Source organism: Marinobacter litoralis, from assembly GCF_003336705.1.
GTDB lineage: Bacteria > Pseudomonadota > Gammaproteobacteria > Pseudomonadales > Oleiphilaceae > Marinobacter > Marinobacter litoralis.
Genome location: NZ_QMDL01000001.1, coordinates 169,113 through 182,565, shown reverse-complemented (window position 1 = coordinate 182,565; position 13,453 = coordinate 169,113). Strand labels below are relative to the sequence as shown.

Here is a 13,453-nt window from a genome sequence, read left to right as displayed (position 1 = left end):
ATCGCGACATTATACCCAGACTTGGGAGCCTCAGAACAACTCCGAGGCCGCTTTAACCCTTAGACCAGCATATAAAGGACGTCATGGGAACGCTGATTATCGCGGTTACCGCACTTTTCTTGTACAGCGTTGGAACTGCCCTTCAAGCACTCCATTTCAGAGGCAAAGTCGAAACCAGCCTTGCGATTACAACGCTCATCGGCATTCTCGCCCTGACCGGGCACGGCTTGCTCATCGCGCAAACCGTGTATTTGGACGGCGGCTTCGATCTCAGCTTTTTCAAAAGTTCGGTCCTGATCTCCTGGCTTATCGTATTTCTTTTATTGGGCTTGAATTTGACCAAACCAGTTGGCAGCTTGTTTCTGGGCGCCTACCCTATCGCCGCCGGCACCATTGTCATGGCTCTCATTGTCCACACCGAATCAAGGTTAGTGTCAGAGCAAAGCTACGGAATGCTTTCGCACATCGCCCTATCCGTCACGGCCTATAGCCTGTTCACGCTGGCCGCCATCCAGGCTGTGCTGCTTTACGTCCAAAACCGACAACTAAAACATAACTACAACAGTCGCCTGATTCGCAACCTGCCCCCACTACAAACCATGGAGTCACTGCTCTTTGAGATGGTTTGGGCGGGCGTTGTCTTGCTGGTTCTGGCCATTATTACCGGGGCCGTTTTCATTGAAGACCTTTTTGCTCAGGATTTGGCCCACAAAACCATCTTCTCCCTCCTGTCGCTTTTAGTGTTTGCCGGCCTCCTTGTTGGCCGATACACCAAAGGCTGGAGAGGACTTACCGCAAGCCGATGGACCCTGACCGGTTGCGCTCTTCTCATGATTGCTTTTTACGGCAGTAAATTCGTACTCGAGCTCCTGTTCCGGTAGGGCTTGACCGCCCTCCGCGGCACCGCTTGACAGTACAGGCTTTAACACCTTATTTTCGCAACTTGTCATCCATAAAAGGGTTTCCCTCTTGAACGAGACATCGCTGACCGCGCTGTTCATTCTCCTTGTCGGTTTAATCATCCTCTCAGCCTTCTTCTCAAGCTCCGAAACCGGGATGATGTCACTTAACCGCTATCGCCTTAAACACATGGCGAACACCGGCCACAAGGGCGCAAAACGTGCCCAAAGACTCCTGAACAGGACCGATCAACTGATCGGCGTCATCCTGATCGGCAACAACTTCGTCAACATCCTCGCTTCGTCTATTGCTACCGTCATTGCCATCCGTATATGGGGCGATGCCGGTATTGCCATTGCGACTATCTTGCTGACCGTGGTCATTCTGATTTTTGCGGAAGTTACACCAAAGACCCTGGCAGCATTGTTCCCGGAAAAAATTGCCTTCCCGGCCAGCCATGTGCTCGCGCCACTGCTCAAACTTCTCTACCCGCTGGTTTGGTCGGTCAACCTTTTCACTACCGGCATTTTGCGTTTGATTGGCATTTCGTCAGCTCAGGCAAACGAAGATCATCTTAGCCGTGAGGAATTGCGCACCGTCGTTAACGAAGCCGGCGCCCTGATTCCAGCGAAACACAAGGACATGCTGGTAGGCATTCTGGACCTCGAGAAAGTCACCGTCACTGACATTATGGTGCCTCGCAACGATGTCGTTGGCATCGACCTGGAAGACGACACGGACGACATCATCCGGCACTTACGCAACAGTCAGCACACGCGCCTTCCGGTGTTTGAAGGCGACATCAACAACATTCAGGGCATCCTGCACCTGCGCAGCGTTGCCAAGCTGCTGCACGAAGACGACATAACCAAAGACATGGTGCGGCAGCTATGCCAAGAACCTTATTTTATTCCGGAAAGCACGCCTCTTAATACGCAGCTACTCAACTTCCAAAGTGTTAAACGCCGATTCGGCATGGTCGTTGACGAATACGGAGAAGTGCTCGGGTTAGCCACCCTCGAAGACATACTCGAAGAAATCGTCGGCGAATTTACCACCGACTACTCTTCAACCTCACCTGACATTATTCCTCAGGACGACGGCACCTACATCATTGATGGCAGCACCTCGGTACGAACTATCAACAAAACCCTGGACTGGGAACTTTCAACGGATGGCCCCAAGACGCTTAACGGGCTCATTACCGAACGGCTGGAAAACATTCCCGACACCAACGTGTGCCTTAAGGTCGAAGGACACCGGGTGGAAGTGCTGCAAATCAAAGATAATGTCGTGAAGGCCGCGATTGTGCACCCGAGACACAGCTCTAAGCGCCTTCGGAAGAGGCCTGCGAAAGAAATCGAATAAACACGAAACAGCAAACACCTCACCCAGAATGTTGACCCAGGTCCCAGCTTTCGGTTTATTTGTGTTCTTTGTGCAAAAAGTGCGCTAAATTTAACCAAAACGATAACGTGGAAATAGCTCGGTCATGTATCCGGTTAAGGCGTAGACAGGAGTTGGCCATGAACAAGCAGTCCGGTATACATTACCTTCGCGAGCATAGAGAAGCTGCCAGCAGTGACTCTGTGCCCTCTGAGGTTACTCGCATACGCAATACCGTTGTTGCCGGATTGGGAGATCTGCTGCAAGGAGCGTTTGATGCTGTGGACGACTCACTCTTTGAGCTCGCCAACAACGCCCGAAGCAACAACGAACAGAATCGATATTTTGAAGCGATGCGGGAAATCCGCATCAAGCGCAAAGGTGTGGAACGCCATTTTCAGGGTGCTGTTTCTCAGTTTTTCACCACACCGCCTCATGCTGGTGCACAGCAAGACCAAGATGTACAGCCGCAGTCAGACGCGTCCAACCTGACTCTGCTCGGCAATGACGACCTGGAAGAGCAGGTCGCTTTGAATGCCATGATCAGCAAGGCGAAAACCCACTTCCAGGGAGCGCTGCTTCAGCTCCAGGCCCGTTTCACACAGGCATACCCTTCCGCGAGCGAAGACCACCCGGTCAACCCCATGGCCCCGGAACATCTGTGCAGCGCCTTTACCGAAGCCATTCAAGCTCTGGACATCCAGATTCGTGAACGCCTGATTCTCTTGAAGCAGTTCGATCGATACGTGGTTTCGAATCTCGGCATGCTGCTCGATGAAGCCAACAGAATCTTGATCCAGGCCGGCATCATTCCCAACTTCCGCTATCAGGGCAAAAGCCACGGTTCGAAAGCCAAGCCTGCAAGCGGAGAGTCTGCGCAAGCCGATTCTGACTCGCCCGCCAGTGAATCCGAGACTGGCCGCGAAGACAGCGCGATGTTCGAACAAATTCGGCAGATGCTCAGCCAACAAAGGCACAGCACGGGCACCATGCCCCGAAGCTCTGATCCATCACTGCACGTTATCGGAGGCCGCGAGCTGGCCGACCTTCTCAGTTCGATACCAACCCACCCTACTGAGCAGGATTTCGGCGACCTGAGTTCTGGCGAACCGGTGACCGTTGATTTGCGAGAGGTAGTGCAACAAATACTGTCGCACACTCAAACGACGGATGGCCGCAAACCGGCTTTGAATGAGGTCGACGAAGACCTGATCAACCTGGTTTCAATGCTGTTTGAGTTTATTCTGGACGACTACAACCTGTCAGCACCGGTACAGGTGCTGATCAGCCGGCTTCAGATTCCGATTCTGAAAGTCGTCATCAAAGACAAAAACTTCTTCAGCAAATCCAGCCACCCTGCTCGCAAGTTACTGAATTCGCTTGCCAAGGCGGGCATCGGCTGGAGCAGCAGCGATGAAAAAGCTCGAGACAAGCTTTACGGGCAGATTCATAACGTGGTCCAGCGAATCCTGAATGAGTTCGACGGAGACGTAACGCTGTTTGAAACTCTGAATACCGATTTTGAACAATTTCTGGAGCGGGAGAACCGCAAGTCCAATCTGGTTGAACAGCGAACCCGCGAGTCAGAGCGCGGTCGCATCAAATCCCAGAAGGCACAGGAAGCGGTCGACAAACTCCTGAAAGAAAAGCTGTCCCGCTATAAATTGCCAGAGTCGATTCACGAAATTCTTACTAACGGATGGAGCCGGGTCATGTTCCTGGCCTACCTTCGCGACGATTCTGAACACCGGTGGCAGGAAACCGTCAAAGTAGTCGACGACCTGATCTGGTGCTTACACCCGCACGAAGAAGACGAAGAACGGGACCAGTGGGTACGCGTGGTACCAAGGCTACTGAGAACCCTCCGAAGCGGCCTGGAAGAAGTCTCCTATAACGCCGCCAAGCTCGACGACATGATGGCACAACTAAAACACCAGTTGGCCGAAGCGTTCCGAACCAACGCGACGATTGAAGCCCGGAAAGACGGGCCTTCCCCGGAAGAGGATTCTGCGTCTCCCGAAACCCAAACCGCGATCCAGAGACAGCAAGAACTGGAAGATGCTGCAGTCTCCGAGTTCATCACTAAGATCGATCAACTGGATATCGGAAATTGGGTCGAGTTTCGTCTTGTCAATGGCGCAAGCTTCCGCTGCAAACTCTCTGCAATTATCGAAGAAGCCGATTGCTTCGTCTTCGTGAACCGTATGGGCCTGAAAGTTATTGAAAAAACCCGGGTTGAGCTGGCACATGAACTTCGCCGCGGACGCCTGACCATGCTAGAACAAGGCGCTTTAATCGACCGGGCTTTAAACGCTGTTGTGGGTAGCTTGCGCGCAAAAACCGCCTAATTCCCTATGCTGCAGTCTGATTCTGGCCCAGCCAAGTCCGTTCCGGCGTCCTACCGGATCGGCTTGGCACTTTCGTTAGCGTTGATGTCGCACATCCTGCTTCTTGCCGGAATGCCCTCTCCCCTTCTTGAAGCACAAGATCTTAGCCACCGGCTCGTGTTCACCCTTAACGCCACAAGTTCTCAGCCCGGCGTGCATGCCGCGCCTGACTCTGCATCACAGGAACCTCTCCGGCACTCCGAGTTCAGTGTCGAACCAAAAAAGCCCGTTATAAAAGCAAACTCCCCCGAGAACCCGGTTGCCGCCAAACAACCCAAACCAACCAGCACGCCGCAGCGCCAAGAAGCCCGTCAACAAGCCGCCAAAGCACAACCGGGCTTGGCGGCCGCACAATCTGCAACGACGCGCTCTCCCAAACAAGAGAGCAAGGAGACGATTCAGAGGATCGCCAAATCACCGACGGAGCAAGATCCCTATTTGGTCAAACTGGCCGTGCATTTGGCGGAGGAGCTGGAAAAAATGAAGGTACCGGCGATATCGCAACTGGATACAACCAAAGAGATGACACTTGAGCTGAGGATTTTGGCTAACGGGGCGCTGACTCTGGCGCGAGTAAAAGAATCAACAGGTATCGATACGATTGATCGGGCGGCCTATCGAGCGGCTTTGTCCGCCAGCCCTTACCCGAAGCCAGAGGGCGAAAAATCCGATCGCTTTGACGTAAAGCTGATGTTCACGCCAAAGCGCCCGGAGCGATAAATCAGGCTTCAGCTGACTTTACGGCTTCTTTCACCGCGGTCGCAAGCTCGCCGCTCTCTGACATTTCAAGAACGATATCGCAACCACCGACCAATTCACCGCCGATGTACAGCTGAGGATAAGTCGGCCAGCTGGAGTACACTTTCAGGGCTTCGCGAAGCTCTTGGTTATCGAGGATGTTCACGAAAGCGAAACGCTCTCCACAAGCCATCAACGCCTGAACCGTACGCGCAGAAAAACCACACTGAGGGGCTTGCGGTGTGCCCTTCATGTACAAAATAACCGGATTCTCTTCTAATTGGCTTTTGATGGTTTCATTGATATCCATGAACACATACCTCTGGTTGAAATCTGGAGTACCGTCTGCCGGCATATCATAACATTGTACACCGCCGATCAAGGCCGCACCAAACCGCCCGCTTTGACGCAGAACAAACCCACGCTCACGAGCGTTGTCTTAACGGGAACGAAGGGCTAGACTTGATTCCCTTTTCAAAACGAAAACCTTAGCGCAGTTTCCTTGAAACAGGGGCCATTCATGGCAGTAAGACATTTTCTGACACTTAACGACATGACAACCAGCGAACTCGAGCAGTTGCTGGACCATGCTTCACGGCTCCGCAAGGAATGGCGTGAAGGCAAAGTCAGGGACTCCCTGAAGAACCGCGTGCTGGCCATGATTTTCGAAAAGTCATCAACCCGCACGAGAGTCTCCTTCGAAGCAGGCATGACCCAACTGGGCGGCACGGCCTTGTTCCTTTCCCCCCGAGACACTCAGCTCGGCCGCGGCGAACCGATTGAAGACTCTGCTATTGTCATTTCCAGCATGGTAGATGCGGTCATGATCCGCACCTTTGCACACGAAACCGTACAAACCTTTGCATCGGCTTCGAGCAAACCCGTGATCAATGCGCTGACCGACGACTTCCACCCCTGTCAGCTGCTAGCCGACATGCAGACTTACCGTGAACATCGCGGCAGCATTCAAGGCGCCACCGTCACCTGGATTGGTGACGGTAATAACATGTGCCACTCCTACATCAATGCGGCCGAACGATTCGGATTCCATTTGAACGTGGCCTGCCCGGACGGGTACGAGCCCGACCAAGCTCTGCTTGAAGCACATAAAGACCGCGTTACGATCTTCAGAGAGCCACAGGAAGCGGCGCGCGGCTCAAACTTGCTGGTCACCGATGTCTGGGCCTCCATGGGGCAAGAAGACGAGCAAAAAGCCCGCGAGGAAGCGTTCCGCAACTATCAGATCAACCCCGAACTGATGGCCCTGGCCGACAAAGACGCTTTGTTCATGCATTGTTTGCCGGCCCATCGTGGGGAGGAAGTTTCCGCCGACATGATGGAACACGCAAGCTCGGTGGTTTGGCACGAAGCGGAAAACCGCCTGCATGCGCAGAAGGCCTTGCTTGAATTTCTTATTCTCAACCGCCTGGACTGATCCATGCCAGAACCCAAGGTGCAGCCAAGTGATTGGCTTCTGAACGTCAACAACCTGTCTGTCGGGTATGGCGGCGAAGCCGTAGTCAAGAACATCAACTTCGCTTTAAGCCACGGCGATATCGGCTGCCTCCTTGGGCCCAGCGGCTGTGGCAAAAGCACCATTCTGCGTGCGCTTGCAGGCTTTCTGCCCATCAGCCAGGGAGAGATCAGCCTGCAATCACAAGCAATCAGCCAACCCGGCCGGTCGGTACCTCCGGAAAAACGTAAAATCGGTATGGTGTTTCAGGATTACGCCCTGTTCCCTCACCTGAGCATCGCCGACAACGTCGGATTTGGCCTAAAGTCCCTGAGCAAACGTGAGCGCCAGCAGAAAGTTACTGAATTGCTGAATTTGGTGCATTTGCAGGATCTCGCTGACAACTTCCCCCACGAGCTATCAGGCGGCCAGCAACAACGAGTCGCGCTGGCCCGGGCATTGGCTCCCGAACCCACGCTAATCCTGTTGGACGAACCCTTCTCCAACCTCGACACGGACCTGCGCCGTCGGCTGAGCCTCGACGTACGCGAGATCCTCAAAACACTGGGCATCAGCGCTATTCTGGTCACTCACGATCAACAAGAAGCCTTTGCCATGTGTGACCAAGTGGCGGTTCTCCGTGACGGCCATATTCAACAGTGGGACGTGCCTTTCAACTTGTACCACGAACCCGCTAACCGCTTCGTTGCCAGCTTTGTGGGGCAGGGCGGATTTATTCCCGGCAAAGTACTCGGGCCCGACGCCATCGAATCAGAACTTGGCGTTATCCACGGTAACCGGGCGTATAACTGGAAAGAAGGAACGCTGGTGGATATTTTGATTCGGCCAGACGACATCGTGCACGATGAAAACTCCGATCTAAAGCCAAAAGTCGTGGAAAAAACCTTCGCGGGCACCTCAACGCTTTATCGGTTTCGGTGTTCTGAAGACACCGAATTCGAAGCCTTATTCAGGAGCCATCTGGACTTCAACTTAGGCGAGCAGGTTCCCGTTCGTGTTGAGGCCGATCACTTGATCGCTTTTGAGCGAACAGCTTAAGGCTCACGGACAGGCTTATCTTTCAGGCAAAAAAAAGGGCTGGTAAAAACCAGCCCCAAAATGACGAATGAAACAAGGAAAGTTCGTAAGAACTACAACCTCTAAAGTCATCCCTTACGCAATGAAGTATCAAACAATCAGCCGCCCTATTCAGTAGCGGTTGTGTAGTGGTTTGTTACATCCCGTGAGGGGGCGAGACGCACGTCACAAAACAGACGATTCAAGCTTTCGCCTAGGCCATACCAAACTGAATTTAGCCCCGCCAAGCTGCTCGCTTCTGCCAACAAAAGCCTGCCCACCGTGCCAGTACAAAATACGCCGTACAATCGACAACCCCAATCCGTACCCGCCGGATGTTCGTGTTCGGCTATCGTCCAGCCGGGCAAAGGCCGTAAAGACCTTTTCCCAATCTGACTCCGGAATACCCCGACCATCATCTTCAACATCGATACGACAGTTCTCGTCGTCCAGATGGCACGTCACAAGAACTCGACCATCCGCGTAACGGGCCGCGTTACCGACCAGGTTTTGCACTGCACGATGAATATACCGAGGCTCAACATCAGACTGGGACCATCGACCGTCACCGTCCTCAATACGACACTCTATATCGACACCCTCACGAATAATGCGCTGCTCGGTAACAACCTGTTCAACAATTTCCGTCACCGAATCATCACGCAAGCTAAACACCGGCCCGCCCTGCTCCAACCGGGCGTAAGTAAGGATCTCATCAATCAACTCGTCGAGTTCTTGAATGTCACCATCGATCCCGGTCATCTGCTTTTGCAACGCTTCCGGCGAACTGGCTGATTCAATCATCTGAACACCAAAACGAATCCGGGCGACAGGCGTTCTGAGCTCGTGCGACACGGCATGAATCATTTCCCGCTGCACCTGAACCAATCGCTGGATGTGCTCGGCCATGCCGTTAAACGCCGAACCGAGCCGCGACACCAGCGTGCCGTCTTGCGATTCCACTCGGGCACCCATCTCGCCACGAGCAATGCGAAGCGCCACTGATTCGACTTTTCGCAGGTGCCTATCCACGAAACGGAGCGCCAAGAACAGCCCCAGCGCCAGCACTCCACCCACCAACACGAGCAGTAGGGTAACGATCGGCCACCCCCAAGGGTTGAATGCTTCTGGCATATTAACCGCAATCAAATCACCTTCTGACAGGCGAACCACGCCCGCGAGCCCACCATCATCTCTTCGCAGAAGGGCCAGTCCCGACGAGCTCAACCGATCCAGCACTGTCTGCGCGGGCAAATCCGCTTGTTTCTGCAACGGGTTAATTCGAACACCTAGTGCTTGCGCCAGATAATCCGAGGTTTGCGCACGCGCCTCTAACGGTGCAGCGTCCAAGTGCCAGCGCACGATCAGCGCGGTCGCACGTGCCAGGTCACGATAGGGCTGTTCAAGATTCAGGCTGATCAAACCGCCCGACTCCGAGGCTACGTAAAACACGAAACCTTCACCGGAGGGCTCAGCCACCACCTGACCATAGCTTAAGCGCTCACTGGCCACCGGCGTCAATTGAAATGCCCGGCTATCGCCAGTTTTCATACCGAATAAGGCTGGCATCCAATGATACTGCTCGGCGGGGGCCGGTACGGCCGCTAGCCATTCCATCAAAGGCTGCAGTGAACGCTCATGCCAAGCTTGGCCACGCACATTGTTTAATCCGTTAAACAGAACAACACACATCAGCGCCACCAGAGCGGCGACAGCAACTACCTGTGCGTAGGCTTTGAGGAGGAATTTCAGGGACATGGGCGCAACCCGGTGATTGGCGCGAGGCTAAGGCAGCATCACGCCAAAAGGACGGTCAGGCTTCTTTTACGAAGAGGTAACCCTTGCTCCGAACCGTTTTAATACGCCTCGGATGGATAGGGTCATCGCCAATTTTGGGACGAATGCGAGAAACCCGCACATCGATCGAGCGGTCTTGGCCGTCGTACTCAATGCCACGAAGGGCCGTAAAGATCTCTTCCCGGCTCAGAACCCGCCCTGCATTGCTGGCAAGCAACCACAGCAGATCGAATTCGGCACTGGTCAGATCAATGCTGTCGTCGTTCAGCCAGGCTTCGCGCATTGAGCGATCAACAATCAGGTCATTGAACTGGAGCCGAACGGCCTCTTCGTCATCGGCTTCTTGGCTAGATGCCTGGTTTGTCTCCGTCCGACGCAACATAGCCCGAATTCTTGCCAGCAAAACGCGAGGCTGTACGGGCTTACCAATGTAATCATCCGCACCCATTTCCAGTCCCAGCACCTGATCAAGATCATCTGTTCGGGCAGTCAGCATAATGATCGGCCCGGAGTAGTCGGGGCGAACTCGCCGACAAATCGACAAACCGTCTTCGCCAGGCAACATGAGATCAAGCACCACCAGATCCGGCTGCTCTTTGCGAATCCGTTCAACGGCAGCCCCGCCGTGAGTTTCCAAAGATACGGTCAGGCCATTACTCTCCAGATACTCGCGGGTTAGATCCGCCAGCCGCTCATCATCTTCTACAATCAGGATTCGCCAACTCTCGTTTGTATGTTCCACGCCGTCCATCTCTGATTATTATCTTTGATTTTAAGGTTATACACACAACAATACAGGCAACTAACGGTTACAGCAATTATACACTGCGCCCTTAACGGTACAGGCCACAACAAAACATTACAGCCTGTGACAAAGATCCAATTCTGAATGCCACAGGCTCCGGACTAGCGGCTCGACCAACGTCAGAACAACGGACGCCCTTGTGTGATTTCGTCCTCGGTCGCTTCACGCCGACCAACGATTTCTAAATCAAAATATAGCGTAAAACCGGCCAAAGGGTGGTTGGCATCCACTTTTACCAAGTTGCCATCAATACTGACCACCTGGACAATCTGTGCCTGATCGCCCGAATTGGTCTGAAATTTCATCCCGACATCGAGGTTTTCGACGCCCTCGAACAACGATCTTGGCACTGTCCGCACAAGGTCTTCCCGGTGCTCTCCGTAGGCCATTTCGGGCGGCACGGTGACTTCCAGACAATCGCCAGGCGAGCGGCCTTTCACCGCGGCCTGAATGCCTTCGATCACATCGGGACTGCCCATTAAAAAGTGGAGCGGCTCGCTGCCTTCGGAGGTGTCCACCAGCTCGCCAATTCGGTTCTTCAGGATGTAATGAACAGTGTAAACTTCCGGTCTGGTTTGCTGCGAATCTGCTTGCATTAGCTTTTCACGCTTCCTGTTTAGTTCGGAGATTCAAGTTGCTGGAGGCCGAGTATGACTAGCTTTCGGTCAAGTTTTTCCCGAAAACTTTGTGGGTTCGATAACCCCATACGGTCGATCATCGTAGAGTAGCGACCATCGTCATTCACTCGCACGGCCCGCCAAAGGGTCGAGAGTTTACCACGGGGTGTCGCTGTTGCGGCTTTAAGCGACTTAAGGGCTTTCCCCAACTTCAGCTCTTCGTCGGTAAAATCCCGCCCAAACGGGAAAGCCGGGAACCAGTCTCCTTTTCCCGCCGCAGCCAGAGTGTCTCGCACCTGTTTCGGAGTATTGTTTGCCCATTCCTTTGGCAACTTGAAACCCGACGACACTTTTCCGGCCTTCTTTGCCTGTTTGAGCAAGGATTCCTGAAAACGGGAATCCGCGATTTGGATCAGACTCAGGAACACATCCTCGTCGGATTTGCCGCGGAGATCGGCTATACCGTACTCAGTGATCACTATGTCCCGCAGATGTCGTGGAATGGTGCAATGTGGGTAGTTGAATACAATGTTGGAGACGGCTTCGCCTCCCGAAATCCGAGATGCCCGAAGCGCAATGATGGATCGGGCACCTGGCAACTCATGGGCCATGGCGACAAAGTTGTACTGACCACCAACGCCACTAACAACCCGGGCATCTGCCAACCCATCGGACACCGCTGCACCATTCAAGGTATACATCATCGTGGTATTGATGAATCGGCCGTGTATACGTTGTGCCGCTTTCATCTTCTGATCACCATAAGTGTGATCGTATAGATGGTTGATGAAATTCACACTGGTCATGCAAATTTTTTCACGCTGCTCTTTCGGTAAGCTTCTCAGTTCCTGATAGAACTTTTCCGGCCCCACAAAGAAGCCACCGTGCATCACGACACCACCCGTGAGCTTTTCTCCCAGTCCAATGGCCTGCAGCCGATCCCGACTATCAGAGTTGTCCAAATCCGCTACAACCGATGTGTCGTTATCCAGCCGTAAGCGGCCACCCTTAAGCTCAACTGAGCTTCTAACAATGCCATGATCTATCAACCACTGAAGGTCCCGGCTTCGGAGGGGTGAATCAATCAAGCCTTCGGTGCGCAGCACATCCAGCATTTCAAGGGAGGGCTTATCCGAGATCCTGGCTTCGTTGATCAGGCGTTGCAGCCCCTCGTGCTCAAAAACTTCACGCTTGAGGATGCCTTCTTGCAGCAAGTACAGAAACCCATCCACCATCATTTCACTGCAACCGTACAAGCCCGCCTCAAACGGCTCGGTGCCGCCATATTCACGTACAACCGGGAACCGCTCGTCTACACGGGCATGCTGATAAACAGACTTCCAAATATCATTGTGCTTGTGCCGAGCGATGGCACTGTGCACCAGAGCGACGCCCAACGATCCAATACCCACCTGCAGTGTGCCTCCATCCTTAAGCAGGCAGCTGGCGTAAAAACCTATCATGTGATCAGCGGGACTCACCGCCATCTGCGGTGCAGAAAACAAAGGATAATCCGTTTCAGCGGACGAAAGGATGACATCGAACCGATTGTTATCAACCATTGAATCGCGACCAAACCAAGGCAACTGCGGGTTCTGCTCAGCCACCATGGCGACCGGCATACCTTCAGCCTCCCGCTGACGCAACAAGGGTAAAATATCGAGGGAAAGATCCGGGTTGCAGCTGAAACTCATTTTACCAGGCTCGCCATGAAGCTCTCCCGGTGCCATCAACTGCCCAACGACGTTGACACCCTGAGCCATCAGATCCCTGACCGCATGGGTGTAATTGGTGCAGATGTAGTTACGCTGCTGGCTGGCATTCTTCAGGTAGCTGCCCGCTTTAAAAAAGAACTCTGAAACCTTTACGTTATCGGGAAGCTGGTTATTCACCACATCCCGCGCGTAAACCAGTTCCGGAATCGAACCATAAAGTCGCTTGGCGAACGGTTCCATAAAGCGCCGCTCCAGCGATGAACTGCCTTTGGGAGCCAATAATGAGAGTGCCGTTACTATGTGCAGGCGGATCTCGGGGTCTTCTTTGGCCCGCTGGTAGAGCGCATTAGCAAACCGTATCGGCTTGCCCAACCCCAGCGGTAGCCCCAGAGTAATCTCTTTTCCAACCCGCGCTATTACCTGATCAACGCAGGCATCTGCATCCTTCAAGTAGACTGTGTTCTGCCCTGTCATCGTATCCCTCATCAATCCGGAATGAGCCGTGGCTTTGATAATCACACGGTTGCATTCGCCTGACAATGAGGCAAATCACGAGTTACATCACTGAGAGATATTGA

Annotated in this window: 11 protein-coding genes; 6 read left to right on the top strand and 5 right to left on the bottom strand. The window is 53.4% G+C overall.

Going from position 1 to position 13,453, the window contains the following annotated elements:
- Positions 1-83: 83 nt before the first annotated feature.
- From DOQ08_RS00870 to DOQ08_RS00855, 4 genes are all read left to right on the top strand, one after another.
- Positions 84-881, top strand: coding sequence for a cytochrome C assembly family protein (locus DOQ08_RS00870; RefSeq protein WP_114333028.1), 798 nt, complete (start codon positions 84-86; stop codon positions 879-881).
- 88 nt (positions 882-969) lie between these two features.
- Positions 970-2,268, top strand: a complete 1,299-nt coding sequence (locus DOQ08_RS00865; protein WP_114333027.1) for an HlyC/CorC family transporter — start codon at positions 970-972, stop codon at positions 2,266-2,268.
- A gap of 158 nt (positions 2,269-2,426) precedes the next feature.
- Positions 2,427-4,634: a DUF1631 domain-containing protein gene (locus DOQ08_RS00860; protein WP_114333026.1), complete on the top strand. Its 2,208-nt coding sequence runs from the start codon at positions 2,427-2,429 to the stop codon at positions 4,632-4,634.
- Between the two features lie 6 nt (positions 4,635-4,640).
- Positions 4,641-5,393, top strand: coding sequence for an energy transducer TonB family protein (locus tag DOQ08_RS00855; protein ID WP_114333025.1), 753 nt, complete (start codon positions 4,641-4,643; stop codon positions 5,391-5,393).
- A 1-nt stretch (position 5,394) separates the two neighbouring features.
- Here the strand turns inward: DOQ08_RS00855 and grxD are convergent, their stop codons facing one another.
- On the bottom strand, positions 5,395-5,721 hold the full coding sequence (gene grxD, locus DOQ08_RS00850; RefSeq protein WP_114333024.1) for a Grx4 family monothiol glutaredoxin: 327 nt from the start codon (positions 5,719-5,721) through the stop codon (positions 5,395-5,397).
- 210 nt (positions 5,722-5,931) lie between these two features.
- On the opposite strand from grxD, the gene argF reads away from it, so the two are divergent.
- Together argF and DOQ08_RS00840 are read left to right on the top strand one after the other, a co-directional pair.
- A complete protein-coding gene (argF, locus tag DOQ08_RS00845) occupies positions 5,932-6,846 on the top strand; it encodes an ornithine carbamoyltransferase (protein ID WP_114333023.1) in 915 nt (304 codons plus the stop codon).
- A 3-nt stretch (positions 6,847-6,849) separates the two neighbouring features.
- Complete coding sequence (locus DOQ08_RS00840; RefSeq protein ID WP_114333022.1) at positions 6,850-7,923, top strand: ABC transporter ATP-binding protein; 1,074 nt, start codon at positions 6,850-6,852, stop codon at positions 7,921-7,923.
- Between the two features lie 204 nt (positions 7,924-8,127).
- On the opposite strand, the gene DOQ08_RS00835 is transcribed toward DOQ08_RS00840, so the two are convergent.
- The 4 genes from DOQ08_RS00835 to DOQ08_RS00820 form a co-directional block, all read right to left on the bottom strand.
- On the bottom strand, positions 8,128-9,699 hold the full coding sequence (locus tag DOQ08_RS00835) for an ATP-binding protein (RefSeq protein WP_114333021.1): 1,572 nt from the start codon (positions 9,697-9,699) through the stop codon (positions 8,128-8,130).
- 55 nt (positions 9,700-9,754) lie between these two features.
- Positions 9,755-10,489, bottom strand: coding sequence for a response regulator (locus DOQ08_RS00830; protein WP_114333020.1), 735 nt, complete (start codon positions 10,487-10,489; stop codon positions 9,755-9,757).
- 173 nt (positions 10,490-10,662) lie between these two features.
- A complete protein-coding gene (locus DOQ08_RS00825; RefSeq protein WP_114333019.1) occupies positions 10,663-11,139 on the bottom strand; it encodes an FKBP-type peptidyl-prolyl cis-trans isomerase in 477 nt (158 codons plus the stop codon).
- Between the two features lie 20 nt (positions 11,140-11,159).
- Entirely contained in the window at positions 11,160-13,349 is a 2,190-nt protein-coding gene (locus tag DOQ08_RS00820) for an acetyl-CoA hydrolase/transferase C-terminal domain-containing protein (RefSeq protein WP_114333018.1), read from the bottom strand.
- Positions 13,350-13,453 lie beyond the last annotated feature (104 nt).

What these genes read in the sequence shown, in the direction of transcription:
- DOQ08_RS00870 (WP_114333028.1), top strand. Translation starts at nt 84, where the DNA reads ATGGGAACGCTGATTATCGCGGTTACCGCACTTTTCTTGTACAGCGTT.
- DOQ08_RS00860 (WP_114333026.1), top strand. Translation starts at nt 2,427, where the DNA reads ATGAACAAGCAGTCCGGTATACATTACCTTCGCGAGCATAGAGAAGCT.
- DOQ08_RS00855 (WP_114333025.1), top strand. Translation starts at nt 4,641, where the DNA reads ATGCTGCAGTCTGATTCTGGCCCAGCCAAGTCCGTTCCGGCGTCCTAC.
- grxD (WP_114333024.1), bottom strand. Translation starts at nt 5,721, where the DNA reads ATGGATATCAATGAAACCATCAAAAGCCAATTAGAAGAGAATCCGGTT.
- argF (WP_114333023.1), top strand. Translation starts at nt 5,932, where the DNA reads ATGGCAGTAAGACATTTTCTGACACTTAACGACATGACAACCAGCGAA.
- DOQ08_RS00840 (WP_114333022.1), top strand. Translation starts at nt 6,850, where the DNA reads ATGCCAGAACCCAAGGTGCAGCCAAGTGATTGGCTTCTGAACGTCAAC.
- DOQ08_RS00835 (WP_114333021.1), bottom strand. Translation starts at nt 9,699, where the DNA reads ATGTCCCTGAAATTCCTCCTCAAAGCCTACGCACAGGTAGTTGCTGTC.
- DOQ08_RS00830 (WP_114333020.1), bottom strand. Translation starts at nt 10,489, where the DNA reads ATGGACGGCGTGGAACATACAAACGAGAGTTGGCGAATCCTGATTGTA.
- DOQ08_RS00825 (WP_114333019.1), bottom strand. Translation starts at nt 11,139, where the DNA reads ATGCAAGCAGATTCGCAGCAAACCAGACCGGAAGTTTACACTGTTCAT.
- DOQ08_RS00820 (WP_114333018.1), bottom strand. Translation starts at nt 13,349, where the DNA reads ATGACAGGGCAGAACACAGTCTACTTGAAGGATGCAGATGCCTGCGTT.